This is a genomic window from Ruegeria sp. 6PALISEP08 (genome assembly GCF_001238295.1).
GTDB lineage: Bacteria > Pseudomonadota > Alphaproteobacteria > Rhodobacterales > Rhodobacteraceae > Ruegeria.
Genome location: NZ_LGXZ01000009.1, coordinates 102,024 through 126,016, shown reverse-complemented (window position 1 = coordinate 126,016; position 23,993 = coordinate 102,024). Strand labels below are relative to the sequence as shown.

Below are 23,993 nucleotides of genomic sequence, written 5' to 3'. Positions count from 1 at the left end.
TTCCATGCGACTGTTTTTTCTGACCGCCCTGACCATGTGCGCATTTGCGGCGAATTCCATCCTTAACAGGATGGCAATCGACAGTGGTGCCAGTGATCCGGCCGGGTTTGCGATTGTGCGGGTACTCGCAGGCGCGCTGGTCTTGACTGCGTTGGTGCTGGCGCGCCGCAGGCATGTACCCTTGCGCAACCGTCGGCGGGTCATTGGGGCGGGGTCGCTCTCTGTTTATATGATTGGGTTTTCCATCGCCTACATGACACTGGATGCGGGGTTGGGGGCGCTGGTGCTGTTTGCCGTTGTGCAGATCACAATGTTCGGTATTACCGCTGTGTCAGGCACTCTGCCCACCCGACAGCAACTGGCAGGGGCGACTATCGCATTGGGAGGGCTGGCCTATGTGCTGTGGCCCTCGGGCACGGTGCGGGTTGACCCGGTGGGTACCGCTTTGATGGTCGCTGCCGGTATCGGTTGGGCCGTTTATTCTTTGGCCGGACGATCCGAGCCTGACGCCCTGCAGGGCACGGCTGCGAATTTCATCATTGCTTTGCCTGTTACAGCTTTGGCCCTACTGGCCACTGGAGCAGAGTGGCACATGACCGGGTTTGGATATCTGCTGGCGGCTGTGTCGGGGGGCATCACTTCAGGGTTGGGATATGCCCTGTGGTACCGCGTGCTGCCGAACCTTGCGCCAACAGTTGCGGCTGTGGTTCAACTCAGCGTGCCTGTCATCGCGATCCTGGGGGGTGTCGCGCTGCTGGGCGAAAGCGCGAGTGTCCGGCTGATCATCGGAGCGTCGCTGGTTCTGGGCGGTATCGCGCTGGCCGTGCTGCGACGTCAACAGAGCTAGGTCTTTCATCAGCGGCTCATAGGCTTTATCTGGCGGTTATGAGACTTCTGACCGCCTTGCTTTTGTGCCTTTTCCCGTTTGCCGCCAGCGCGAAATGCGTGGTGCTGCTGCATGGGCTTGCCCGGACCGAGGCTTCGTTTGCGGTGATGGAGGAGTTGTTCGAGGCACATGGCTACACCGTTGTGCGCCACGGATACCCCTCGACCGAAATTGGCATTCCGGAATTGGCTGAACAGACCCTTCCGGACGCCTTTGCCGCGTGCGGAGAAGATAAAGTTAATGTTGTGGCGCATTCCATGGGCGGCATCCTGCTGCGGTATTGGTTAAAGGATCATCACCCTTCCAACATGGGCCGCGCCGTCATGCTGGGCCCACCTAATCAAGGCAGTCAGCTGGTCGACGAACTCAGCGCGTGGGAGGTGTTCGGATATCTGAACGGTCCAGCAGGCCTGCAACTGAGTACAGGCCCAGAAGGTATCCCCCGACGGCTACCTCCGGTGGATTTCGAACTGGGGGTCATTGCAGGGGACGAATCCCTGAACCTCGTGTTTTCCTCGCTGATCGACGGGCCTGATGATGGCAAGGTTTCGGTCGAAAGCACCAAGGTTGAGGGCATGGCCGATCATCTTGTCTTGCCCGTGACCCATACCTTCATGATGAACAACCCGCGCGTAATGGCTCAGGTGCTGCATTTCATTGAATTTGGCCAGTTCGATCCGCAGATCACTTGGCTGGACGGTGTGATGGAAATAATAGACGAGATTTGTATAGGGCAGGATTGCTCGGAGCCGGACTCGGAGCCCACAAGATGACCTCATTAGAGCTGACTATGACCGGCGCAGATGTACTGTTGTCGGGCGAGGGCTTGTCCTGCGCTGATCTGACCATTGCCGACGGCGCAATACAGGCAGAGTCTGCGGGGCGTAGGGTTGATCTGACCGGATATCTTGTCCTGCCCGGCATCATCGATCTGCATGGGGATGGGTTCGAACGCCATATCGCACCGCGCCGGGGTGCGATGAAGCAGATGAATGAAGGTATTCTGTCGGTCGAAACCGAGCTTGCTGCAAACGGCATTACCACCGCGGTGCTCGCCCAATTCTACAGCTGGGAAGGCGGTGTGCGGGGTCCGGAATTTGCCGCGCAGGTGTTTCAGGCCATTGCTGCCGTTAAGGAAAGCACGGTCACCGATCTGATCCCGCAATTGCGGTTCGAGACCAATATGCTCGAGGACTACGACGGTCTGGCCCGCCGTATCGCCGATTGGCAGGTGCCGTACGTGGTTTTCAATGATCACCTGCCACATGATCGTTTGGCACAGGGCAAGAAACCGCCGCGCCTGACCGGGCAGGCGTTGAAGGCCGGACGCAATCCGGATGCGCATTTTGAGATGTTGCTCAACATGCACGCCCGCAGGAGCGAGGTGCCGGTTGCAATCGAAGCACTTAGCGCTGAACTCATCGAAATGGGTGTGCGTCTGGGCAGCCATGATGACGCTACCGCCGAGACACGGGCATGGTGGCGCGACCGGGGCATCTGCATTTCCGAGTTCCCGGAAACGCTTGAGGCTGCTGAGACCGCGCGTTCCGCCGGGGATCACATCATCCTTGGTTCCCCCAATGTGGTGCGGGGTGGATCGCATAAAGGCAACGCAAGTGCAGTCGAGCTGATTGCCATGGGACTCTGCGATGCGCTGGCCTCGGATTACCATTATCCCAGCCCGCGCCGTGCGGCGCTGATGCTGACCAAAACCGGCTTGCTGGATCTGGCCAGTGCATGGGCGCTGATCTCATCCGGCCCCGCACGGGTGCTGGACTTGCAAGACCGGGGCACGCTGGCCGTGGGCAAACGCGCAGATCTGGTCATACTGGATGCGGAAACCCATCGGGTCGCGGCAACCCTGGCCGGTGGGCGCGTCAGCTATATGTCAGGTGACATCGCCGCACGGTTTGTGGGCTAGGCACAAAAAGTCTTCATCTTTTCCCAAATACTCTCGCCGAAGGCGTCGCGCATTTGCGCGATACCCTCAGCGTTTGATACGGTTGAAATGCCCCATCTTGCGCCCGGCTTTGATCTCGGCCTTGCCGTAAAGATGCAGCGCCACGTCTCGCTCGCGGGCCAGTTCGGGCACGCGGTCCATGTCGTTGCCGATCAGGTTTTCCATCACTACATCCGAATGACGTTGTCCATCCCCCAGGGGCCAGCCCGCAACCGCACGGATGTGCTGTTCGAATTGATCCACGGCACAGCCATTCTGTGTCCAGTGGCCCGAATTATGCACACGCGGTGCGATCTCGTTCACGATCAGACCGCCGGGTGTCACGAACAGTTCAACCCCCATGACACCGACATACTCCAATGCGTTCAGGATGTTGGCCGCCAGAAGGATTGCGTCGGTGCGCTGGGCAGGGGACAGGCGGGCGGGGATGGTGGTGGTGTGCAGGATACCGTCCCGGTGCACATTCTCGCCCGGATCGAAACAGGCCACCTGACCATCCAACCCGCGTGCTGCGATGATCGACACCTCGTGCGAGAAATCCACGAACCCTTCCAGAATTGCAGGCGCACCGGCCATGTCGGCCAGAGCAGCCCCTGCACCTTCAGTGTTACGCAGCCGGGCTTGGCCCTTACCGTCATAGCCAAAGCGGCGGGTCTTGAGGATGGCAGGCGTCCCGATTTGTCCAATCGCTGCGTTCAAGCTGTCCTGATCGGTTACATCGGCGAAAGCGGCCGTTTTCAGACCCAGGTTTTGCAGAAAATTCTTCTCTGTCAAACGATCCTGACTGACCCGCAGTGCCTCGCGCCCGGGGCGGATCGGGCGGTGGGCTTCCAGAATGTCCAGAGCTTCTGTCGGGATGTTTTCGAACTCATAGGTGATGACATCCACTGCATCGGCAAAGTCTTTCAAGGCGTTGACATCGTCATAAGACGCCGTTGTAACCCGATCTGCAACCTGCCCAGCGGGTGGGTTTGCGCCCGGCTCATATATATGGCTGACAAAGCCCAGTCTGGAGGCCGCCACAGACAGCATCCGACCCAGCTGACCGCCCCCCAAGATCCCGATTACCGCGCCGGTTTGCAGTGCTTCAGTCATTGACAGGCTCCTCGGGGATCGAAGCTGACAGAGCCTCGCGCCATGCATCCAACCGATTGGCCAATGCCGTATCCTGCAGTGCCAGAATACCCGCCGCCATCAGGCCGGCATTGGCACCCCCAGCAGACCCGATCGCCATGGTTGCCACAGGAAAACCTTTGGGCATCTGCACAATGGAATAAAGCGAGTCCACGCCCAACAGGGCGCGCGTCTGCACCGGCACACCAATAACCGGTACCCGCGTTTTCGATGCCATCATGCCCGGCAGATGCGCGGCACCGCCAGCGCCCGCGACAATCACTTGCAAACCGCGCGATACTGCGGTCTTGCCATAGTCCCACAGCCGATCTGGCGTGCGGTGGGCCGACACGATACGTTTTTCATAAGCGACGCCCAATTCATCCAGAATATCTGCCGCTTCCTTCATCGTGGGCCAGTCCGACTGGCTGCCCATGATGATCCCCACTTTCACATCGCTCATCCGCTTTTGTCCCTGCGCTCAGAAAGAGCGCGCACTATAGCCAAATCCGGTTCTCTGGCAATGCGCTGCAGGGTGTTCAGGCGATGATATCGGGGGTCAGGCGGTCTTCGATGATGCGGATGATGTCTTTCAGGCGCAGTTTCTCTTTTTTCAGCCGCCGTAACGTCAGCTGATCAGCAGTGCCCCGGTCATGCAGCGCTTCAATCGCTTCATCCAGATCGCGGTGCTGGCGGCGGAAAACCTCCAGCTCGACCCGCAGAACTTCATCTGTTTTCATCGAAAGATCGGTGGGCGCGTTCATTGGTGACTCGGGTTTGTTGTGGTGCTTACCCAACAGGATAGTGTGTAAGACGTTATCGCGCCAGACCTTGTGGACATCCTGGTTTCTTCCCATATTCTATTACAGGCGGTTGCCAGAACGGGGCCGCACACCACGTCGCTTTGACAATAAAGGACGAAAATACGTGTCGAAACTTACCTTGGGCTCATACCCGCATCTTTTGGGGTTCGAGCAGTTGGAACGCCTTCTGGAACGGTCTGCAAAGGCTGGCAACGAAGGGTATCCGCCCTATAACATCGAACAGACTTCGGACTTTTCCTACCGCATCACCCTTGCGGTGGCGGGGTTCGCCGAAGAGGACATGTCGATCACCATCGAGGATCGCCAACTGGTGATCCGGGGCCGTCAACGCGACGACAGCGAGGGGCGCATATTCCTGCATCGCGGCATTGCGGCGCGTCAATTTCAGCGCATGTTTGTGCTGGCTGACGGTGTCGAAGTGGGCGAGGCGATCATGGAAAACGGTCTGCTTCATGTGGATCTGACCCGCGCCGTGCCGGAAACCGTGGTGCAGACCATCAACATACGGAAGGGGTAAGAGCAATGAATACACCGATTGAAATCAACACCGAAGGCGACCGTATTGTTTATGTAAAAACAGTCGAGGTCGCCGATCTGCCGCGTGATCTGCGCGATCAGGCAGGGGATCTGGATCAGCTTTATGCTGTACATGATTCCGATGGGCAGCAACTGGCGCTTGTGGCCGACCGCAAGCTGGCCTTTGTGCTGGCGCGTCAGCATGACCTGTCCCCGGTGGCCGTTCACTGAACGGCCCACCAACGCCTTTTGGGGCGTGACATTCCCAGTGACACGCGCGACACATGAGCATCGGCGAAATCTGCCGGAATGTTCAGTCAGGATTTTATCGCATGAGCTGGTTCGAATTCGATTGGGTAGACGCCTTTAGCGACCGCGCCTTTGGCGGAAACGGATGCGCCGTGGTTCATAACGGCGCGCTTCTGTCCGAACAGGTCTGCATGGCCTATGTGCGCGAAACCTCCCTGGTCGAATGCACCTTTACCGGACCATCCGACATTGCTGATATCCGCGTGCGGTATTTTCTGGCCAGCCGGGAAATTCCCTTTGCCGGGCATCCAACAATTGCCACCGTGGCTGCCATGCGGTCTCGCGGGATGATTGAGGGCGAGAGCCTGACGCTGGAAACCGGTGCGGGGATAGTGTCGATTCGACTGAAAGGCGCGCAGATTGAAATGACCCAGGTTGCCCCGCAATTCGGCCCGCATGTGCCTGCCGATCTGGTGGCCGCAGCCGTAAATCTGCCGCCTGACGCCATTATCTCACAGCCGCAGCTTGTATCGACCGGATTACCGTTCTGCATCACCGTCCTGCGCGACCATGCCGCTTTGCGCGCGGCTCAACTGGTTGAAGGTCCTTTGAGAAAAGTGGCGGAGGCTGCGGGCTTTTCAGGTTCGGATATGGCCGAACCGTTTCTCGTGACGTTACAAGGGGCCACCGACGCAGGTGATACGTTCTCGCGCCTGCTTCTGGCCCCACCCAGCCCGCCCGAAGACCCGTTCACCGGGTCCGCCACCGGGGCCATGGCAGCGTATCTCTGGAAATATGGCCTGATGACCAAAGACGGATTCATCGCGGAACAGGGGCACGACATGGGCCGCCCCGGACAAGCCACTGTTACCCGCGTTGGCCCGGCGGACACCATGACCGGAATCAGGGTCGCTGGTGAGGGACATATCCTGATGCGCGGGCAAGTCGATCTGCCAGAGGATGTGCGTTGAGGGGCCGGGCAAGGCGATCGTAGGCCGGGAATCGAAATAGTATCCTGCCCCTAGACCCGTGGAGCGGGCCGCATCCAATCCAGTGGTTTGATCGGAGCGGCTCGAGGGTCAATCCCGTGTCGGGTACAAAGCGTGTCCAGATAAGATCCCGGAACCGGTAAACCAGCCAGTTGGATAGCCAGCAATTTTTTCTGGTGGCCATAGACATGGACCGAATGCGTAGCCTCTCCTTCGATCTCGTCCGGCACCACGTTCGGATCATGCAGTTTCCAAAGCTCGGCTGGTGCCAACGGATAGAGGGATTTGGCCGCCATCGCGTGACTGTCTTCACCAGTTTGGCGCAGGAAGTGTCCAAAGGCTTTGGGCCCCGAACTGCCCCAGGGCAGAGATTCGATGCCCCAGCTTTCGCCCTTTGCAATCCGCTCGCGATTGTGGCGCCTCACTTGCCGACCGCGCCAAGGCTGGGTTGGGTTAGCCGACATCACGAAATCCAACATCAGCGCAAGCGTCTGTGAGTTCTGAGGCAGGCGCAGAACACCTGTCGGGAAATCATTGGTTTTGGAGTGCGCAAACACCCAGTCCGAAAAAGAGCGAAAAGCCCGTACGCAATAGGCATCAAGATCGACCCAAATGGTATCGCTCTGACGCATCAGATGCAGTCGGAAAATATCAGAGAACACAGCCACACCCTGCCGGTCGCCCGGTTGTAGAGGATAGGGTGGGGGCCAGAAAATTGCGCTTGCCGGGCGTGTGTGAACACCCGCGGGGATGCCCTGAACCTCGTGAGAAAGATACAGATCGAACGCGTGCCCCTGATCCAGAAAAGACTGAATACACAGCTGCTCCAGCCAGCTCAGATCGGATCCGAACCAGAAACTGGCAATGGTGGGCAATCTGTGTGTCACGGCAAAATTTCACCCTGTTTCTTGTCGCACAGCACCAATTCAGGCAGCGCTTGTCAATCAGGACAAACAAAAACGGCCCCCGGAAACCGGAGGCCGAAAAGTCTTGGTTCGCTGACGTCAGCTTGCAGCGATCAGGCCCATGCTTTCCAGTTTCAGCAGAACCTGGTGGGCGCAGTTGTCGACCTCGACATTCTCGGTCTCGACGCGCAGCTCCGGGTTTTGCGGCACGTCATATGGATCCGAGATGCCGGTGAACTCCTTGATCTTGCCCTCGCGTGCCAGCTTGTACAGGCCCTTGCGGTCGCGGCGTTCGCATTCCTCGATGGTGGTCGCGACGTGGATCTCGCAGAAGGCACCGAACTGTTCGATCTCTTCGCGAACCGCCCGGCGGGTGGTGGCGTAGGGCGCGATGGGCGCACAGATTGCAATGCCGCCGTTTTTGGTGATTTCCGAGGCCACATAGCCGATCCGACGGATGTTCAGATCGCGGTGCTCTTTCGAGAAGCCCAGTTCCGACGAGAGGTTCTTGCGCACGATATCGCCATCCAACAACGTCACGGGGCGGCCGCCCATCTCCATCAGCTTGACCATCAACGCGTTGGCGATGGTCGACTTGCCCGAACCCGAGAAACCAGTGAAGAACACGGTGAAGCCCTGCTGGCTGCGCGGTGGCTTGGTCTTGCGCAGTTCGGTCACAACCTCAGGGAAGCTGAACCATTCGGGGATTTCCAGACCTTCGGCCAGACGACGGCGCAGTTCGGTGCCCGAAATGTTCAGGATCGTGACATCATCCTTGTCGAGAATCTCGTCATTCGGCTCGTACTGCGCGCGTTCCTGCACATAGACCATGTGCTTGAAATCAACCATCTCGACGCCGATTTCATCCTGATACTGGCGGAACAATTCCTGCGCATCATAGGGGCCATAGAAGTCTTCACCAGCCGAGTTCTTGCCGGGGCCTGCATGGTCACGACCAACGATAAAGTGCGTGCAACCGTGATTGGCGCGGATCAGTCCGTGCCAGACCGCCTCGCGCGGGCCAGCCATACGCATCGCCAGGTTCAGCAGCGACATCGACGTGGTCGAGGCCGGATATTTGTCCAGCACCGCCTCATAACAACGCACACGGGTGAAGTGATCAACGTCGCCCGGCTTGGTCATGCCGACAACCGGGTGGATCAGCAGGTTGGCCTGCGCTTCCTTTGCGGCGCGGAAGGTCAGTTCCTGATGCGCGCGGTGCAAGGGGTTGCGGGTTTGGAACGCAACGATCCGACGCCAGCCCAGCTTGCGGAAATAAGCGCGCAGCTCGTTTGGCGTATCGCGGCGGCCGCGGAAGTCATAGTGAATGGGCTGTTGGATTCCAACGACCGGGCCACCCAGATAGACCTTACCTGCAACGTTGTGCAGGTAGTTTACGGCGGGGTGCGCATCGTCATCGGCGCCGAACACCTTCTCGGCTTCGCGCGCCTTGTCAGGTGTCCAACGATCAGTGACAGTCATGGTGCCCAGGATCACACCTTCCTGATCGCGCAGGGCTATGTCCTGACCCAGCTCGATGCCTTGGGCAAAATCCTCGCTGACATCCAGTGTGATCGGCATCGGCCACAGCGTTCCATCGGCCAAACGCATAATCTCGACCACGTTGTCGTAGTCGGCTTCGCTCAGGAACCCTTTCAGCGGGTTGAAACCGCCATTCATCAGAAGTTCAAGGTCGCAGATTTGGCGCGGGCTCAGGTCCCAGCTGGTCAGATCCGTCGCTTCGACCTTGAGCTTTTGCGCCGAGTCATACGACACGAAAAGTTCAGGAATTGGGGCCAGATTGCTTAACATCGTCATTTGAATACTCTTATCGCAGTGTTGAATTGCCAGTGGATATTGGGCGTTGTCAGGGCATTTGCACCGACTGATGGACGAAGTCCACTGGCGTCAATGAAACAAAGGAGGATATGCGCTGATTTTTTCAGAATTGGAAGAAATTTCTATCGCGGCGACTCCACAGATGATCCGGTTCCTCGAAATGGAACGAATTTGGTCATGCAGAGTATGACTGTTCCTTTCTTTGGTGCTGAAACCCAATCTGTGAGGCCCGGGCTATCGGAAGCGCGGGAATCGGCTGGGAAACTCCGCGCAATTCGAATGGCCGGATCTCAGCGTGCGGTACATCTACACCCGCTGCGCGCAATAATTCTTCCGAAACCAAAAGTTCCACCCCCAGCGCCTTGGTTTCGCTCTCCAGTCGGCTGGCCACATTGACCGCGTCACCAATGATCGTCTTTGCGGCATGGCCCTGCGCGCCGATTTCACCCACGACCAGATCCCCCAAGTGCAGGCCCATGCCGATGCGAATGCCGGGGCTGCCTTCAGCTTCGAGCTGTTCGTTGAACATGTCCAACGCATGGCTGATATCCACCGCTGCGTTCAGTCCGGCACGGGCTGATGCCGCAGCATCAGGTTTTTCAAACACCGCCAGCAGCCCATCACCCATATATTTGTCCACGATGCCACCTTCATCGGTAATGGCAGGCACCACCGCATCAAAGAACCGGTTCAGCAGAAAAACGATGTCATAGGGCAGTTGTCCCGTGGTTCGTGCGGTAAAGCCGCGCATGTCCAGAAACAGAACAGCCAGTTGGCGCTCCTGTCCCTGGCTAGCGTGCCCGCGAAATCGCCCGCCATCCGGTCGGAAAACGCGAAATACGGTGGTCGGCTCGGACGGACGTATCTGGCAGGCCAGCCGCGTCTGAGGAGACGCGCCGACAGCAGCCAGACTGCGTGCCTCTACGTCGTTGGGCGGGGGCAGGGCATCGCCTCCGTTCTCGACAATGACGCGGCATGTGGTGCAGCGCCCTTTGCCACCGCACAAAGCCGCATGAGGCACGCCGTTTGCTTGCGAGATCTCAAGTAAAGTCATGCCCTTTTCCGCGACCACATCGGGCCCTCTGGCATAGGTGACGCGCACGGAATGCCTGCGTCGCCAAAATTTGCGCCCGATGAACACCAGACCCGTTGCGCCCAGTGCCAACCAAAAGGCCGTCAGGGCGTTGTCCTTGACGCTGAACAGTGTCTGAAAGGCTTCGGGAGAGGGCCAGTTGTAATGGTCGATGTACTGTTCGCGCAAAAACTCGTCGGCAAAATCGGCCCAGATGCGGCGGCCTTCGGTCAACAGGCCAGCCAGTGCGAACAGAGGCACAAAGACAGCCATGCCGATCAGATAAGGTACGGCATTCGACCACCATTTGGTCAGCCGCAGCCACATGTGCAGACCGATGCAGCCATGCACCCAGACAATCAGCAGCAGTGCGCTTTGCATCCAGACTGCAATGCTCGGCCACATCAGGATAATGATGTATCCCATCTCGTCATTGACGTCATAAACCTCATGCGCGACCCGCGTATGAACAATATGCGAGATCAGTTGCAAGGGGATCAGTAGCCCCAACACCACCTGAAGACCTGTGCTGAAAGGCATACGCAGGGTTCGGCGTTGCGCGATAGACACGAGGGCCAGACCGGCATGTACGAACAGCGCCGTATAGAGAAGCACGCTCATCGCATTGTGGCGCGTCACCTCTTTGCGACCGTCCTGCATCCCGTGCAGGTAATCGGTGTGAAACAGGCCCAAGCCTATGTTAATGAAATGAAAAAATGCGAAAACAAACAGGACAAGACCACTGCCGATCCTCAGTCGGGTTGACCACCCGCCGCGCCAAAGAGCGTTGTTCAAATGCTCACCCATCTTTCGCTGTGCTCAGGATAATCCTGATACGCCGCCGCCTGAGGGTCAAGGGAATGGCAGTTGCTGCTGAATGTCCTTCATAATCGCATTGCAGTTTATTTAAGACAGCGCCCCCTGAAACCTCGGGGCGCTATCGTTGAGTTTCCGGGTTCGCTCTATTCGTTTTCTGCGAGGAACCGCTCGGCATCCAGCGCCGCCATGCAGCCCATTCCGGCGCTTGTGACAGCCTGACGATAAACGTGGTCCGTCAGATCACCAGCCGCAAATACGCCCGGAACCGAAGTTTCGGTTGTTCCCGGCTTGGTGATGACATAGCCGCCCATATGCGTTTCCAGCGTGTCCTTGACCAGCTCGTTCGCGGGGGCATGGCCGATGGCGACAAAGACGCCCTTGCACGGGATTTCAGTGATCTCGCCGGATTTGACATGCTTGACCCGAACGCCCTCCACGCCCAAAGGCGCGTCGGTGCCGATCACTTCTTCCAACTGGTGGAACCACAGGGGTTCGATCTTTTCGTTCTTCATCAACCGATCCTGCAGGATCTTTTCTGCCCGCAACTCATCCCGGCGGTGGATCAGAGTCACCTTGCTGGCGAAATTGGTCAGGAACAGGGCCTCTTCCACAGCGGTATTGCCGCCACCGATGACCACGATTTCCTGGCCGCGATAGAAGAACCCGTCGCAGGTGGCACAGGCAGAAACGCCAAAGCCTTTGAATTTCTCTTCCGACGGCAGGCCCAGCCATTTCGCGCGCGCGCCGGTCGCCAGAATGACCGCATCCGCAGTATAGGTGGTGCCGCTGTCGCCTTTGGCCGTAAAGGGCCGCTGACTGAGGTCCAGATCGCTGATGATGTCGCCGATCACTTCACAACCCATGGCTTTGGCATGATCCTGCATCCGCACCATCAGGTCCGGGCCCTGTACCTCGGTGTCACCGGGCCAGTTCTCGACCTCGGTCGTTGTCGTCAGCTGGCCACCGGGCTCAATACCCTGCACCAGAATGGGCTCCAGCATGGCGCGGCTTGCGTAAACGCCCGCGGTGTATCCCGCGGGCCCTGACCCGATGATCAGAACCTTGGTGTGTCGTGTGTCGGCCATGCTATCCCCGCTCGAATTGCCTGAAGTGGGCCTTTGGCCCGTCGCCCCGATATAGCGACCGACCGGCCCGGCTTAAACCCCCATCCTGATTGTGACCCCCGGCACTGCATCGGAAGGAATTGAGCGATTTGAAAACAAAGAAAATTGCGCATGTGCGAAACATTATTGCGCGCGCCTAGGGGGCTGATATAAGAACCGCAAAAATCAGGAGCATTTTATGGTCACGACTCGGCTGGATGAAATCGATCGCAAGATTCTGGCGGAATTGCAGGCAGACGGTCGCATGACCAATGTTGAACTGGCTAAACGAGTGGGTATCTCAGCTCCGCCTTGCTTGCGCCGGGTGCGCACGCTTGAGGACTCCGGCTACATCACCGGCTACCACGCCGAGGTCAATTCGCGTGAGTTGGGCTTTGAAGTGCAGGTATTTGCCATGGTCGGGCTGGACAGTCAGGCCGAAACCGAACTGCGCGCGTTCGAGGACCGCTGCCGCGAATGGCCGCTGGTCCGGGAATGCCACATGCTGAATGGCGAGGTCGACTTTATCCTGAAATGCGTCGCACCCGATCTGAGCAGCTTTCAGCAGTTTTTGACCAGTGAACTGCTGACCACGCCCAACGTGGCCAGCGTCAAGACATCGCTTGTTATCCGCGGCGCAAAAGACGAGCCAGGCGTGCCGTTCGACGTTCTGGAAGAACGTATGACCCGGATGGCGTAACGCCTACACGTTTCGGCTGTGCGGTGTTTGGTGGCAGCATCGCAGCCACCGCAAGGGATAGAACCCAACTTAGTACCAGCTGCATGATGCCCCCCATAATGCAGTAACCATAATCACACTCAGGCTGACATCGCGTCGATCTCTCCATCTCCGGTACGCGGCATCAGCAGCGAGCCAAAATCGTTGAGCGACTCGATATGCGCAAACAGGTTCAAATAGATCGACCGCAACGAATGGCTGATCATGCGAACCGCGTTCACACCTGGGTGATATGTTTCGAACTGTAAACCATCTACACGAATAACGGAATGCCGTTTCAGGCAAATGTGAAACAGTTCAACCGGCGTGGGCGGCATTGTTTCAATCACACCCATCCCATCCTGAAACTCAGAGACCCGCGTGAGAATCGGTTCCCCGCCATGAAGGTGCCGTAAATGCGCCGGAGCGCCGACGATTCGCGCTGCAGGTCCGGCGATTACACCTGACATCGGTTTCTGCATTCCGAATGTATCCGGCATGATCCGCGTCAGTGGGCGTGTCCGCCCGCGAGAATCCTCGCGGCCCGGAATCAGAGTGACCGACCCCTTCCAAAGAACAGTTTGCGAGTTGCCGTCCTGCGTCAGAACCGTATCCCCTGGCATCAGGTCCTCGATTGCAACTGGCCCGTGTTCCGTTTCAACCAGCGACCCGCGTGAAAAAGCACAAAAGGCATCTTCGAACATCGGCAGAGCGGGCGCAATGTGACGGGTCTGAGACACGTCGCCGTTTGGCAGCAGGCTGCTGACTTCGTAACGGCGCAATTGCGCCTTGGGTTTTGTGACCGGCCGCGGTGCTTCCCGCAGCATGGCCGACGTTTCGATGGCATTTCTGGCCGCTCGGGCCAATGAATTAGGAATAGTCATAAATATTCCGTCCCCTCAAATGTCCGAACAGGCCTGGCGTACCCCCGTACAGGCCCACCTGACGAACAGGTTCTTTGTCTTGAAACAAATGGAAGACCCTTGGACGGTGGCTGCTATGCCCCGTATGGCGACGAAATCTCGCTTTCCAATGGTCAACACATTGACCCCCCAGACAAACTCGTACTTCACGGGCGAAAATTGCCCGCACACACAACTCCTGATCAGGTCACGAACCTCTCGCTCGCGCCCCATTACACATCAAGCCGGAGTATGCCTGATGCGTTATCGCCCTTTTTAGACCGGCAGCTTGGTCTTGGGGCGTTTCTGTCTCAGCGTCGAGCCGCGATACGGCTTGCGACCCTGACAGAATGGCTTGAAACCCGTTTCCATGGCATTTCCAGCTTCTGATCCCGCGTGGCGGCGACCATGGCTTTGAGAAAGCGAGATTTGGGTTTCATGTTTTTTGTCCTGCCTTGTTCGGGAAGGTCATTCCCGCATCCTGTTTGAACCTTTTGTGACGCCCATTTACGGCGCGGATAAGGCTTATCCGGGATGAATTGCAGACAAAAAATAGAAGCTTCACACTCCTTTCACTCAACACGCCAGCGTTCGAAACACGAACGTCAGATACACATCTGATGACTGGCAAAACTCGTTACGATTCTTGAGTCCGGTAAACACAACAAATGTGGCGGAAAAGTGGCGAGGGGTCTAAATCTGGGCCAAAATCACAATCTTATGACTGAGATCAGCCTGCCGTAATCGGCTTGTTTCGCGTGTGTTGCACGGCGATAGGAATAGAACCGATCCGGGTCGGAATAGGTGCAATGCCGGGTCCATTCCGCCTGTCCAACACCGGCCTGCCGCAGCCTGTGCAGGCCAAAAGAGGGCAAGTCGAATTGCAGCCGGTCATCCTGACCATTTGCAAAGAATTGGGTGTTGTCCGGTGTATCCGCCATGAAAGCGTCTAGAAACTCGGGTCCCACCTCATAAGCGCGTTGGGAAATGCTGGGACCGATCACGGCACTGATGTTGTTGCGATTGGCCCCTAACGCCTCCATGCAGTCCAACGTAGCCTCAAGTACGCCGTCCAGCGCCCCGCGCCAGCCCGCATGGGCCGCGCCGATCACCCGCGCGTCAGAATCGGCAAACAGGACCGGCTGACAATCCGCTGTCAGAATAGTCAGGGCCAGACCGGGGGTCGCGGTGACGATGGCATCCGCCTTGGGCCTTTTGCCTTCAACTGGGCCTTCAACGGTCAGAACTGTCGGCGAATGGACTTGGTGCACGCCGATCATCGCTTCGGGCGCAACATTCATCGCATCGGCCACCCGCTTGCGGTTCAGCGCCACAACTTCGGTCTGATCTGAGGATCCATAGCCACAATTCAGCCCATCAAATATCCCCGACGAGGCACCTCCGCGACGGGTGAAGAACCCATGGCGCAACGGCGACAGCAAGTCTGAGGTCAGAATTTCCAATGTCATGGCTCTAATCCTGGCGGTGGGGCGGCATAGGCCGGGAAAAGGCCCATCACTTTGAACAGATTTCCCATTTCGTCAGGATGCGTCAACCGGCGATGTGCGGCGATCAGCGAGTCCAGCTCGGATCCGCTCAGCGCCTTTGCCAGTGTTTGCGCGCGTGCGGTTATACCTAACCGTTCCAGAAACACGCCCTGTGGGGTCAGGCGCGTGTGGCGGCATCCGCAGGCACGGGTTGCAACGGCTAAAGGTTCAAAGTCCACATGTGCGGTCAGATCGGCCTGACCGGGTGCGGCCAGAGGATCGGTGTGTTCATGGTTTTGCAGGGCCTGTAACGTGTCACCCAGCGAATGCCAGTCGCCATAGTCCACGATCAACGCCGCGCCGCCATGGCTGGCGATCCGGCTGGCCATCACGGTCAGAATGGGAATCGCTGCCGCACACAGTTCAACCAGATCTCCGTCCTTGGTTTCTGTGAGCCTGTCACTTAGCGCCACCTGCGGCCCGTTTGGACCCCGCCCGAACAGAAGCGAGCCACCCCGTTCGCCCACCAGACGTTCGCACCAGCCGTCGCCTTCGCGCAGGAACTGACGAATGGGCAGGGCATCAAAGAATTCGTTCGCCACCAGCAGCAGCGGCTGGTCCGGCAGGGCTGCGACGCTGTCGATCCAGGTTGGCGCGTAATCCTTCAGCGTCTCGGCCTGCACCTGTTTCAATACAGGCGATGCCTCGATCAGCACGACCTGAGCGGACTCGTGAAACCCCGGGACAGCCCGCGTTGCGCGCAGAATATCGGTCATCAGTGTACCGCGCCCCGGTCCCAGTTCGCACAGGGTGAAGGGCGCAGGTCGCCCCTGATCCATCCAGCTTTGCGCCAGAGACAGGCCGATCACTTCCCCGAATATCTGACTGATCTCCGGCGCGGTGGTGAAATCCCCCTTGGTTCCGAGTGGATCGCGCGTAGTGTAATAGCCTTGCGTGGGATGCAGTAGGCATTCGGCCATGTAGTCTGCCACGCTCATTGGCCCATCCTGCCGGATGCGGGCGACCAGATGATCGGTCAGGCTCATGCCGCCCGCCGTGCGCGCAGGGCAAACCAAAGGCCAATCGCGATCATTGGCAATGACAGTATTTGCCCCATGGTCAGGCCATAGCCACCCAAATGCCAAGCCAGCCCCAGCGGGTTGCCGGGTGACACAAACTGGGCATCCGGTTGGCGGAAAAACTCAACAATAAAGCGAGACGCGCCATACCCCGCCAGAAACAGGCCCATGATCAGGCCGGGCTTCTGAAAGGCCCCCCTGCGATAGACCAGCCACAGCAGCAACACGCCTAGCAACACACCTTCCAGCGCGGCTTCATACAGCTGCGACGGGTGTCTCGCACACATGCCCGCAACAACACCGGGGCAATCCTGCGCGGCAAAGCCGGGAAAAATGACGGCCCAGGGCAGCTCGCTTGGGCGGCCCCACAGCTCGGCATTCACGAAATTAGCCAACCGCCCCAGCAGCAAACCGGGCGGAACGGTGTAGGCGACCAGATCACCCAGCGACAGGGCAGGGATCTTATGGCGACGGGCAAATAGGTAGGACGCGAGGATTACACCAAGCAGACCGCCATGAAACGCCATGCCGCCTTGCCAGACCTTCAGAATCTCCAACGGGTGCGAAAGGTAATAGGCAGGTTGATAAAACAATACAAAGCCTAGTCGCCCGCCCAGTATCACACCAAGAATGATCCAGGTGACCAGATCCTCCAGCTGTTCTGGCTTCATCGGCGGGCCGCCTGTGGGCCACAGGACAGGGCGGCGCAGCGCCACAACAGCCAGCCGCCAGGCGATCAGGATGCCCGCGATATAGGCCAGCGCATACCATCTTAAAGCGAACTCCATCCCGAACAGCGAGATCGAGAACAATTCGGGCGACAGATCGGGGAAATTCAGAACAGCCTGCATGTGCGTCTCATTGCCCGTGGTTTGTAGGGCAAGTCAACCTTGAGCCTGCGCCATTCTTTCCCCATATAAGGAACAATCGCGATACCGGAGTAAAGATATGCAAACCCGCAACAAGATCCTGGACGACGTGTCCCAACTGATGACCAACGCCATGGGCGTGGCGCAGGGTGCGCGTGAAGAGGCCGAAAATGCAATGAAGTCGATGATAGACCGCTGGTTGGCCGACCGCGATTTCGTCACCCGCGAAGAATTTGATGCCGTCCGCGCCATGGCCCAGAAAGCGCGTGAAGAAAATGCGGCACTCGAAGCCCGCATCGCCGCGCTTGAGGCGAAGCTGGACAAATAACGCCCCGGGCGTTTTGTCATTTTCAAAAATTTGGACGAGCCCCGGAATCGCGCAATCCAACCCGGATTGTGCGGTGACGTGTATTCTGACGTGTCACAGAATTTAATCAAGACAAAGCTGACCCAAGTGCCAATATTTTGATCGCCGTTGCCTTCTGTCCACAACTTATTGCTGTTATCCCCAAGAATTAGGGTTGCCAGAACTCACGGTACATCGCACCATATTTAGTACAGGCCTACGGGGGAAGCCCGGCTTGTAGAGAAGGCAACTAGCGCTGGGGCGCTGCCAGTCCCGAAATGCTAGAGATTAGTGAGGTGGCATTATGGCCCTTTCCGAGCAGTATCTCGAAGAAGACATTCATCCGATCGACATTGTTGAAAACCTGGCCGAACATCACGATTGGGATTTTGACCGTATAGGCGACGATCAGATCGCCATGGCCGTCGAAGGACAATGGCGGACTTACTCGATCACTCTGGCCTGGTCCAACTACGACGAAACGCTGCGCATGGTGTGCTCGTTTGAGATGGAACCGCCGGCCGAGCGCGAAATGCAGCTCTATGAGTTGCTCAACAAGATGAATGATCAATGCTGGGCGGGCGCCTTTACCTATTGGGCAAACCAGAAGCTGATGGTTTACCGCTATGGGCTGGTCCTTGCAGGGGGGCAAACAGCCAGCGCGGATCAGATCAACACAATGATCACCGCCGCAGTCATGAGCGCCGAGCGGTACTACCCCGCGATCCAACTGGTGACCTGGGGCAATCGAGGCCCAGAAGAAGCCATGCAAGTGGCCATTGCAGAGGCCTACGGCCGGGCGTAAAGCTTTGCCCCAAACCGACATGTAACGCGGGAGGGGCAAATGGACATGACGCGTGTGGCCGAACAGGGGCTTGTGCTTCTGGGGTGCGGTAAGATGGGGTCCGCAATGCTGGCGGGATGGCTGGAACACGGCCTCCCGCCAGCGTCCGTTTGGGTGATCGACCCGTACCCGTCCGACTGGCTGAAGGCGCAGGGCGTCAACATCAACACTCCATTGCCCGAAGCGCCCGCCGTGGTGCTGGTCGCGGTCAAGCCGCAGATGATGGGTGAGGCTTTGCCTGCTATTCAGGCACTGGGCGGTGGTGACAGCCTGTTTGTCTCGGTCGCGGCGGGCACCTCGATCGCCTCGTTCGAAACCGTATTGAGCAGCGATACCCCAATCATTCGCGCCATGCCCAACACACCCGCGGCCATCCGTCAGGGCATCACGGCGCTGATTGGCAACAGCCATGCCTCGGACAATGATCTGACTTTGGCCGAAAGCTTGCTGTCGGCAGTGGGCGAGACCGTGCGTCTGGACAATGAGGCGCAGATGGACGCCGTAACCGGTCTCAGCGGATCCGGCCCGGCCTATGTCTTCCACCTGATTGAAACTCTGGCTGCCGCTGGCGAGGCACAGGGTTTGCCTGCGGAACTTGCCATGAAACTGGCGATATCTACTGTCGCAGGCGCTGGTGCGTTGGCCATGGCGGCCGAGGACGACCCGGCTCAGCTGCGCATCAATGTGACCTCTCCGAATGGCACCACGCAGGCCGCGCTTGAGGTGCTGATGCATGATGAACAGGGGTTCCCCGATCTACTGCACCGTGCCGTCAAAGCCGCAACCGACCGATCCAAGGAGCTGTCACGTGAGTGAGATTTCATTCGACGACTTTCTCAAAGTCGATATCCGGGTGGGCGAGGTGATCCGCGCCGAACCCTATCCCGAGGCCCGCAAACCTGCGATCAAGATGTGGATCGACTTCGGGGAAGAGATCGGTGAACGCAAGACCTCGGCCCAGATCACTGCGCATTACGATCCGTCGGCTCTGGTTGGCAAACAGGTCATGGCTGTGGTCAATTTCCCTCCGCGCCAGATCGGCAGGTTCATGTCCGAGGTTCTGGTCCTGGGTCTGCCCGATGAAAATGGCGAGATCGTTCTGATCGGCCCCGATGGCAAAGTTCCAACCGGCGGACGGATGCACTGATGAAACTACTGATTGCACGACCAATGACCTCGGCGGTCGAGGCTCGCGCCCGTGCTGAGTTTGACGTGGAGATACGTGAGAACACCATGCCCATGTCACAGCAGGAGATGCTGTCCGCTTTGGCAGAGTTCGATGTCGTTGTACCGACACTGGGCGACCAGTTTTCCGCTCAGGTTTTTGGGGATGCAGACAAGCCTCGTTGCAAGCTGTTGGCCAATTTCGGCGTTGGTTATAACCACATCGATGTGGATGCCGCACGCTCAGCAGGATTGGAGGTGACCAACACGCCCGGTGCGGTCACCGATGCGACGGCGGATATCGCCATGACCTTGCTGCTGACAACAGCCCGACGCGCGGGCGAGGGCGAGCGGCTGGTCCGCTCGGGTCAATGGCAAGGCTGGCACCCAACGCAGATGCTGGGGCATCACGTCAGCGGCAAACGCGTCGGTATTGTTGGTATGGGCCGCATCGGGCAGGCTATCGCCCGTCGGTGCCATTTCGGCTTTGGAATGCAGGTGGCCTATCAATCCCGCAGTGCCAAGGATCTGGATTTCCCGGCAGAGTTCATGCCCCAATTGCAGAGCTTGGCCGCCTCGGTCGACTTCCTTGTGCTCGCGGTGCCCGGTGGCGCGGAAACCCGCCATCTGATTGATGCGCATATCCTTGAGGCGGTGAGCCCTTCAGCCATTCTGATAAACATCGCTCGGGGCGAAGTCGTGGACGAAGCCGCTCTGATCTCGGCACTGCAATCCGGTCAGATTGCAGGGGCTGGGCTGGACGTCTACGAGTTCGAGCCCAGTGTACCACAGGTCCTCTGTGATATGGAAAATGTCACCCTGCTGCCCCATCTGGGCACGGCCACCGAAGAGGTGCGAAGCAGCATGGGCCATATGGCGCTGGACAACGTCGCGGCCTTTGTGGCGGGCAGGACGCTGCCTAATCCGGTTTAGTCGCCCATCGCATCGCGCCAGTGCTTGCGGCAAAGCGAGGCATAGGTTTCGTTGCCGCCGATCTGCACCTGGGCACCTTCGGTTATGGCGTTGCCGTTTTCGTCCTGACGAATCACCATCGTTGCCTTGCGGCCGCATTTGCAGATGGTGCGCACCTCGCGCATTTCGTCGGCAAGGGCCAGCAGGGCGGCTGATCCGGGGAACAGTTTGCCCTGAAAATCCACGCGCAACCCATAGGCCAGCACCGGAACTTTCAGATCATCGACCGCACGCGCCAGCTGCCAGACCTGTTCTTCGGACAGGAACTGGGCCTCGTCGATGAACACGCACGCCACCGCGCCTTCGTCCAGGCGTTTCTGAATCATGGCGAAGACATCGTCGTCAGGTGTGAATGTGTCGGCCTGTTCCGAGATACCGATACGCGATGCAATCCGCCCAGCTCCTGCTCGTCCATCGATGGCGGCAGTCATCAGATAAGTCTGCATCCCGCGCTCACGATAGTTGTGCGAGGCCTGCAGTAACACGGTCGATTTACCCGCGTTCATTGTCGAATAGTTGAAATACAGCTTTGCCATGGCGCGGGTCTAAATTGCCTGATGCAAAGGAACAAGATATCAATCGTTTTGACAGAGCGACGTCGCCGTTGTTTTTGCAGAGGCCGAGCTACGCTCTAGGGGATGGAACCCCGACATCCACAACAGCGACGCCGTCGGCCAACATGTGGCCAAAACGGAGCGAAGCCAAACAATACCGCCTCGCAATCACTCGTTACCGGCTTGAACTGCCGCCACTCACTCACAAAATCCCCCGCATATCTGAGGGATAGTCAATGTATGACATTTCAATTATGAATCGGTTATGGGAAATTTCCCGACGCTTTCCCCCAATTGGACATCGGGCAGGCGTTTGCAGGTAACAAAGGTAATAAAATGGCAGATATCGGGGCCTATCTGAAAAAGCATACAGAAGCATTGGTCAAAGACGTCGGAATCGAAGCCGCATGTGAAATTACCGGGAAATCCAAGGCCACTCTGGGCCGGTATTATTCCGACAACGCCGAACATGCGGACAGGTTCATGCCTGTGGATGCGGTGGCCCGTCTTGAAAACGCGGCAACTTACCCGCATGTCACGTCGGCTTTGGCGGATCTGAAGAATATCACCTTGTCTTATACCGACCGCAATTCGACTGAGCCGCGTACAGGCGGCGTGAACTCGGATGTCATCGCGCTCAGCCAGCGGTTTGCAATGCTGATGACCGAGTATCAGGCAGCCATCGAAGACGGCATCATAACCGTGAACGAGGCCAAGCGGCTGTTGAGGGAAACCAGCCTGCTGCAACAGGTTCTGATCGAGATGAAGTTGCACCTGGAAGAAGAAAGCGTCAGCTAGTCCCGTTTTTCCTATGCGGGCGCCTGTATCCGGCTGAAATCCGGCGGTCGGATCGCTAGGCTCAGAAGCCAATAAATTGCGGTCAGAAAATGTCCAGGGCCATAACACGCGCCTCAATTCAGTCACGCCCGTGCAATAGGTTTATAGTGCAGAAAACACCTTCAAGGGCACATGATCATGCAAACATCGCAGCAGATCTACAACAGCCGTACGGATCCGGTGGTCTTGTTGGCCTTTGTCTGCGCCTTTGTAGTGCTTGTGGTCTTGATGACGCTGAGCGGCCACAGCGAAGGCTCCGACGATATAATGCGCTGGGTCGGTGTGCGCGACCTGCTGGAAGGGCAAGGCTGGTTTGACGCCTATCAGCAGCGACTGGGTCCCAACGATGGAACCCTGATGCACTGGTCCCGCTTGGTCGATGCCCCGATTGCCGGGCTTCACTTTGCACTCCAGCCGGTTTTTGGCCCCGACATCGCCTTTCAGATCACGGCCTTTTTCTGGCCAGCGCTACTGGCAGCACTGACCTTATGGGCCTTTGCGATGACCGGAGGTGTTCTGGGCGGGCGTGAGGGCGCAATCTCGGCTCTCGTAATCGGCGTGCTGACTCTCGAACACTCGCGGAAGTTCGACTATTTTTCTTTCGATCATCACAATCTTCAAATCCTGCTCTTTGCAGCGGCGATTGCTTTTTTTGTGCTGCGTAAGGACAGGCGCTATGCCGGTTGGATGCTGGGGCTTTGCCTGGCGCTGTCGGTGTCGGTGGGCACCGAAGCCATATTGCAGATCGCACTCATTGCGGTGTTTTGTGCCATCGACTGGATGATCAACGGCACACCTGCGCGCCACCGCACTGTGACCTTCGGCGTTGGACTGGCCCTGACCCTTGCGCTGACCAGTCTCGCGACGACTGGGCGGGATAGTTTCTTTTACCCAAGTTGTGATGCACTGACCATCAGCGTGGCATTGCCCGCAAGTGTGGCCGCACTTGGTCTTGCTGCTGTGGCCTGGATCGGTTCCGGCTGGTCTCGTCCTGGCCGGATTGTTGCCTGCCTCGGTGCCGGGGCCGTGACACTGGCCTGCTCCTATGTCTTTGCGCCGTATTGCCTCAGCAATCCTATCGACGCGTTGCCGCAAGAGATGCGAGTATTCTGGCTTGGACAGATAGCCGAAGCGCAAGGTATCAGCGTAGTGCTTGAACGGCATTGGGGTGAGGTCATTGCCCTGATGGCGATGTCCCTGCTGACGACGGGAGCGGCGCTGGCTTTCGCGCTCAGGTCCCGCGCTGGTTTGGATTACACTCTGTTTCTTGCGTTGATCGCTGTCGGCTTTGTCGTTTTCCTTTACCAGTCCCGGATGATGACCTTTTTCAGCGTCTCGTTGGTGGCGGTTCAGGCGCAGATCCTGCGTGTGCTGTACAACGCTTACGCGCGGGATCGCCATGTGGCCGCCGGGCTGGCGATGGTGGCGTTTGTCATTTGCGTTTCACCCAAGATCGGCATCAGTTTGGAAAAACAGTTTGGGGCTTTGTTCAACCCGTCTTTTGCCGCTTCGGCGTCAGCCGCAGGGCAAGACTCTTCAGAGGCTGGTGCCTCTTGCCGCACGCAGCAGGCTTATGCGGCGCTGCGCGATCTACCCCGTGGTATGGTTCTGATTGACTTCGATTTTGCAGCAAACGTGCTGCGTTACACCGACCACGCGGTGCTGGCTGGCAATTACCACCGCAATCAGGCCGGAATTCTGGCGCAGATCGACCTGTTTCGATCCGACGCCACACGTATCGCGCCGCACTTAAATGCGCTGGGCATAGACTACGTGCTTCTCTGCACCTCGGCACCACGGGCCGATTTCTGGAGCGCGGCGTCAGGCGGGCGTGGTTTGCAGACGCGATTGGTCGAGGGCGAGGTGCCGGACTACCTCACCCGCATTTCAGGTTCGGGTGAAGACGCCTTCCAAATGTTTAGAGTCACTGCGGTGCAATAAGCGCT

General features: G+C 58.2%; 27 protein-coding genes. 14 read left to right on the top strand and 13 right to left on the bottom strand.

The annotated features are described in order from the left end of the window. Window positions 1-4: 4 nt before the first annotated feature. From ALB80_RS14570 to ALB80_RS14560, 3 genes are read left to right on the top strand one after another with little or no spacing between them, the layout of a single operon-like run. On the top strand, window positions 5-847 hold the full coding sequence (locus ALB80_RS14570; protein ID WP_050604881.1) for a DMT family transporter: 843 nt from the start codon (window positions 5-7) through the stop codon (window positions 845-847). Between the two features lie 38 nt (window positions 848-885). Further along, window positions 886-1,659: an alpha/beta fold hydrolase gene (locus ALB80_RS14565; protein ID WP_050604811.1), complete on the top strand. Its 774-nt coding sequence runs from the start codon at window positions 886-888 to the stop codon at window positions 1,657-1,659. Continuing rightward, complete coding sequence (locus tag ALB80_RS14560; RefSeq protein WP_050604810.1) at window positions 1,656-2,807, top strand: alpha-D-ribose 1-methylphosphonate 5-triphosphate diphosphatase; 1,152 nt, start codon at window positions 1,656-1,658, stop codon at window positions 2,805-2,807. Before ALB80_RS14565 ends, ALB80_RS14560 begins: the two co-directional genes overlap by 4 nt. 66 nt (window positions 2,808-2,873) lie before the next feature. On the opposite strand, the gene ALB80_RS14555 is transcribed toward ALB80_RS14560, so the two are convergent. The 3 genes from ALB80_RS14555 to ALB80_RS14545 form a co-directional block, all read right to left on the bottom strand. Then, window positions 2,874-3,941 (bottom strand): 5-(carboxyamino)imidazole ribonucleotide synthase, encoded by a 1,068-nt coding sequence (locus tag ALB80_RS14555; RefSeq protein WP_050604809.1) that lies wholly within the window; start codon window positions 3,939-3,941, stop codon window positions 2,874-2,876. Then, entirely contained in the window at window positions 3,934-4,422 is a 489-nt protein-coding gene (gene purE / locus ALB80_RS14550) for a 5-(carboxyamino)imidazole ribonucleotide mutase (RefSeq protein ID WP_050604808.1), read from the bottom strand. Before purE ends, ALB80_RS14555 begins: the two co-directional genes overlap by 8 nt. Window positions 4,423-4,498: 76 nt before the next feature. Next, window positions 4,499-4,723: a YdcH family protein gene (locus ALB80_RS14545; protein WP_050604880.1), complete on the bottom strand. Its 225-nt coding sequence runs from the start codon at window positions 4,721-4,723 to the stop codon at window positions 4,499-4,501. 163 nt (window positions 4,724-4,886) lie between these two features. Between ALB80_RS14545 and ALB80_RS14540 the strand changes: the two genes are divergently transcribed. From ALB80_RS14540 to ALB80_RS14530, 3 genes are all read left to right on the top strand, one after another. Beyond that, complete coding sequence (locus ALB80_RS14540) at window positions 4,887-5,300, top strand: Hsp20 family protein (RefSeq protein WP_050604807.1); 414 nt, start codon at window positions 4,887-4,889, stop codon at window positions 5,298-5,300. A 5-nt stretch (window positions 5,301-5,305) separates the two neighbouring features. Further along, window positions 5,306-5,530 (top strand): DUF1150 family protein, encoded by a 225-nt coding sequence (locus ALB80_RS14535; protein ID WP_050604806.1) that lies wholly within the window; start codon window positions 5,306-5,308, stop codon window positions 5,528-5,530. A gap of 101 nt (window positions 5,531-5,631) precedes the next feature. After that, entirely contained in the window at window positions 5,632-6,519 is an 888-nt protein-coding gene (locus ALB80_RS14530) for a PhzF family phenazine biosynthesis protein (RefSeq protein WP_050604879.1), read from the top strand. A gap of 50 nt (window positions 6,520-6,569) precedes the next feature. Here ALB80_RS14530 and ALB80_RS14525 read toward each other — a convergent pair whose 3' ends face one another. From ALB80_RS14525 to trxB, 4 genes are all read right to left on the bottom strand, one after another. Further along, on the bottom strand, window positions 6,570-7,424 hold the full coding sequence (locus tag ALB80_RS14525) for a hypothetical protein (protein WP_050604805.1): 855 nt from the start codon (window positions 7,422-7,424) through the stop codon (window positions 6,570-6,572). Window positions 7,425-7,541: 117 nt separating this feature from the next. Further along, window positions 7,542-9,260, bottom strand: coding sequence for a bifunctional sulfate adenylyltransferase/adenylylsulfate kinase (locus tag ALB80_RS14520; protein ID WP_050604804.1), 1,719 nt, complete (start codon window positions 9,258-9,260; stop codon window positions 7,542-7,544). A gap of 196 nt (window positions 9,261-9,456) precedes the next feature. Next, complete coding sequence (locus ALB80_RS14515; protein WP_050604803.1) at window positions 9,457-11,160, bottom strand: adenylate/guanylate cyclase domain-containing protein; 1,704 nt, start codon at window positions 11,158-11,160, stop codon at window positions 9,457-9,459. Window positions 11,161-11,315: 155 nt separating this feature from the next. Beyond that, window positions 11,316-12,257: a thioredoxin-disulfide reductase gene (gene trxB / locus ALB80_RS14510; protein WP_050604802.1), complete on the bottom strand. Its 942-nt coding sequence runs from the start codon at window positions 12,255-12,257 to the stop codon at window positions 11,316-11,318. Window positions 12,258-12,474: 217 nt separating this feature from the next. Here trxB and ALB80_RS14505 point away from each other — a divergent pair, with 217 nt between their 5' ends. Next, the gene (locus tag ALB80_RS14505; protein ID WP_050604801.1) at window positions 12,475-12,975 is read left to right on the top strand and encodes an Lrp/AsnC family transcriptional regulator; all 501 of its coding nucleotides are present in this window, start codon (window positions 12,475-12,477) and stop codon (window positions 12,973-12,975) included. Window positions 12,976-13,094: 119 nt separating this feature from the next. Here the strand turns inward: ALB80_RS14505 and ALB80_RS14500 are convergent, their stop codons facing one another. From ALB80_RS14500 to lgt, 5 genes are all read right to left on the bottom strand, one after another. Next, window positions 13,095-13,877 (bottom strand): Hint domain-containing protein, encoded by a 783-nt coding sequence (locus tag ALB80_RS14500; protein ID WP_050604800.1) that lies wholly within the window; start codon window positions 13,875-13,877, stop codon window positions 13,095-13,097. Window positions 13,878-14,206: 329 nt separating this feature from the next. Next, window positions 14,207-14,335: a hypothetical protein gene (locus ALB80_RS22835; RefSeq protein ID WP_256364025.1), complete on the bottom strand. Its 129-nt coding sequence runs from the start codon at window positions 14,333-14,335 to the stop codon at window positions 14,207-14,209. Window positions 14,336-14,605: 270 nt separating this feature from the next. Beyond that, window positions 14,606-15,364: a peptidoglycan editing factor PgeF gene (gene pgeF / locus ALB80_RS14490; RefSeq protein WP_050604798.1), complete on the bottom strand. Its 759-nt coding sequence runs from the start codon at window positions 15,362-15,364 to the stop codon at window positions 14,606-14,608. After that, the gene (locus tag ALB80_RS14485; RefSeq protein WP_050604797.1) at window positions 15,361-16,428 is read right to left on the bottom strand and encodes a class I SAM-dependent methyltransferase; all 1,068 of its coding nucleotides are present in this window, start codon (window positions 16,426-16,428) and stop codon (window positions 15,361-15,363) included. The genes pgeF and ALB80_RS14485 overlap by 4 nt, the downstream gene beginning before the upstream one ends. Then, a complete protein-coding gene (gene lgt / locus ALB80_RS14480) occupies window positions 16,425-17,312 on the bottom strand; it encodes a prolipoprotein diacylglyceryl transferase (protein WP_050604796.1) in 888 nt (295 codons plus the stop codon). Before lgt ends, ALB80_RS14485 begins: the two co-directional genes overlap by 4 nt. Window positions 17,313-17,409: 97 nt before the next feature. On the opposite strand from lgt, the gene ALB80_RS14475 reads away from it, so the two are divergent. The 5 genes from ALB80_RS14475 (at window position 17,410) to ALB80_RS14455 (ending at window position 20,617) form a co-directional block, all read left to right on the top strand. Continuing rightward, entirely contained in the window at window positions 17,410-17,658 is a 249-nt protein-coding gene (locus tag ALB80_RS14475) for an accessory factor UbiK family protein (protein ID WP_050604795.1), read from the top strand. A gap of 322 nt (window positions 17,659-17,980) precedes the next feature. Further along, window positions 17,981-18,481: a YbjN domain-containing protein gene (locus tag ALB80_RS14470; RefSeq protein ID WP_050604794.1), complete on the top strand. Its 501-nt coding sequence runs from the start codon at window positions 17,981-17,983 to the stop codon at window positions 18,479-18,481. Window positions 18,482-18,520: 39 nt separating this feature from the next. After that, complete coding sequence (gene proC, locus ALB80_RS14465) at window positions 18,521-19,336, top strand: pyrroline-5-carboxylate reductase (protein WP_050604793.1); 816 nt, start codon at window positions 18,521-18,523, stop codon at window positions 19,334-19,336. Next, window positions 19,329-19,667, top strand: coding sequence for a tRNA-binding protein (locus ALB80_RS14460; RefSeq protein WP_050604792.1), 339 nt, complete (start codon window positions 19,329-19,331; stop codon window positions 19,665-19,667). Before proC ends, ALB80_RS14460 begins: the two co-directional genes overlap by 8 nt. Then, entirely contained in the window at window positions 19,667-20,617 is a 951-nt protein-coding gene (locus tag ALB80_RS14455) for a D-glycerate dehydrogenase (RefSeq protein ID WP_050604791.1), read from the top strand. Before ALB80_RS14460 ends, ALB80_RS14455 begins: the two co-directional genes overlap by 1 nt. Here the strand turns inward: ALB80_RS14455 and ALB80_RS14450 are convergent. Further along, window positions 20,614-21,192 (bottom strand): thymidine kinase, encoded by a 579-nt coding sequence (locus ALB80_RS14450; RefSeq protein ID WP_050604790.1) that lies wholly within the window; start codon window positions 21,190-21,192, stop codon window positions 20,614-20,616. The genes ALB80_RS14455 and ALB80_RS14450 overlap by 4 nt on opposite strands. A 354-nt stretch (window positions 21,193-21,546) precedes the next feature. On the opposite strand from ALB80_RS14450, the gene ALB80_RS14445 reads away from it, so the two are divergent. Continuing rightward, the gene (locus ALB80_RS14445) at window positions 21,547-22,008 is read left to right on the top strand and encodes a hypothetical protein (RefSeq protein WP_050604878.1); all 462 of its coding nucleotides are present in this window, start codon (window positions 21,547-21,549) and stop codon (window positions 22,006-22,008) included. A 177-nt stretch (window positions 22,009-22,185) separates the two neighbouring features. Beyond that, complete coding sequence (locus tag ALB80_RS14440) at window positions 22,186-23,988, top strand: hypothetical protein (protein ID WP_157054216.1); 1,803 nt, start codon at window positions 22,186-22,188, stop codon at window positions 23,986-23,988. Window positions 23,989-23,993 lie beyond the last annotated feature (5 nt).

What these genes read in the sequence shown, in the direction of transcription:
- ALB80_RS14570 (WP_050604881.1), top strand. Translation starts at nt 5, where the DNA reads ATGCGACTGTTTTTTCTGACCGCCCTGACCATGTGCGCATTTGCGGCG.
- ALB80_RS14565 (WP_050604811.1), top strand. Translation starts at nt 886, where the DNA reads ATGAGACTTCTGACCGCCTTGCTTTTGTGCCTTTTCCCGTTTGCCGCC.
- ALB80_RS14560 (WP_050604810.1), top strand. Translation starts at nt 1,656, where the DNA reads ATGACCTCATTAGAGCTGACTATGACCGGCGCAGATGTACTGTTGTCG.
- ALB80_RS14555 (WP_050604809.1), bottom strand. Translation starts at nt 3,941, where the DNA reads ATGACTGAAGCACTGCAAACCGGCGCGGTAATCGGGATCTTGGGGGGC.
- purE (WP_050604808.1), bottom strand. Translation starts at nt 4,422, where the DNA reads ATGAGCGATGTGAAAGTGGGGATCATCATGGGCAGCCAGTCGGACTGG.
- ALB80_RS14545 (WP_050604880.1), bottom strand. Translation starts at nt 4,723, where the DNA reads ATGAACGCGCCCACCGATCTTTCGATGAAAACAGATGAAGTTCTGCGG.
- ALB80_RS14535 (WP_050604806.1), top strand. Translation starts at nt 5,306, where the DNA reads ATGAATACACCGATTGAAATCAACACCGAAGGCGACCGTATTGTTTAT.
- ALB80_RS14530 (WP_050604879.1), top strand. Translation starts at nt 5,632, where the DNA reads ATGAGCTGGTTCGAATTCGATTGGGTAGACGCCTTTAGCGACCGCGCC.
- ALB80_RS14520 (WP_050604804.1), bottom strand. Translation starts at nt 9,260, where the DNA reads ATGACGATGTTAAGCAATCTGGCCCCAATTCCTGAACTTTTCGTGTCG.
- ALB80_RS14515 (WP_050604803.1), bottom strand. Translation starts at nt 11,160, where the DNA reads ATGGGTGAGCATTTGAACAACGCTCTTTGGCGCGGCGGGTGGTCAACC.
- trxB (WP_050604802.1), bottom strand. Translation starts at nt 12,257, where the DNA reads ATGGCCGACACACGACACACCAAGGTTCTGATCATCGGGTCAGGGCCC.
- ALB80_RS14505 (WP_050604801.1), top strand. Translation starts at nt 12,475, where the DNA reads ATGGTCACGACTCGGCTGGATGAAATCGATCGCAAGATTCTGGCGGAA.
- ALB80_RS14500 (WP_050604800.1), bottom strand. Translation starts at nt 13,877, where the DNA reads ATGACTATTCCTAATTCATTGGCCCGAGCGGCCAGAAATGCCATCGAA.
- ALB80_RS22835 (WP_256364025.1), bottom strand. Translation starts at nt 14,335, where the DNA reads ATGAAACCCAAATCTCGCTTTCTCAAAGCCATGGTCGCCGCCACGCGG.
- pgeF (WP_050604798.1), bottom strand. Translation starts at nt 15,364, where the DNA reads ATGACATTGGAAATTCTGACCTCAGACTTGCTGTCGCCGTTGCGCCAT.
- ALB80_RS14485 (WP_050604797.1), bottom strand. Translation starts at nt 16,428, where the DNA reads ATGAGCCTGACCGATCATCTGGTCGCCCGCATCCGGCAGGATGGGCCA.
- lgt (WP_050604796.1), bottom strand. Translation starts at nt 17,312, where the DNA reads ATGCAGGCTGTTCTGAATTTCCCCGATCTGTCGCCCGAATTGTTCTCG.
- ALB80_RS14475 (WP_050604795.1), top strand. Translation starts at nt 17,410, where the DNA reads ATGCAAACCCGCAACAAGATCCTGGACGACGTGTCCCAACTGATGACC.
- ALB80_RS14470 (WP_050604794.1), top strand. Translation starts at nt 17,981, where the DNA reads ATGGCCCTTTCCGAGCAGTATCTCGAAGAAGACATTCATCCGATCGAC.
- proC (WP_050604793.1), top strand. Translation starts at nt 18,521, where the DNA reads ATGGACATGACGCGTGTGGCCGAACAGGGGCTTGTGCTTCTGGGGTGC.
- ALB80_RS14455 (WP_050604791.1), top strand. Translation starts at nt 19,667, where the DNA reads ATGAAACTACTGATTGCACGACCAATGACCTCGGCGGTCGAGGCTCGC.
- ALB80_RS14450 (WP_050604790.1), bottom strand. Translation starts at nt 21,192, where the DNA reads ATGGCAAAGCTGTATTTCAACTATTCGACAATGAACGCGGGTAAATCG.
- ALB80_RS14445 (WP_050604878.1), top strand. Translation starts at nt 21,547, where the DNA reads ATGGCAGATATCGGGGCCTATCTGAAAAAGCATACAGAAGCATTGGTC.
- ALB80_RS14440 (WP_157054216.1), top strand. Translation starts at nt 22,186, where the DNA reads ATGCAAACATCGCAGCAGATCTACAACAGCCGTACGGATCCGGTGGTC.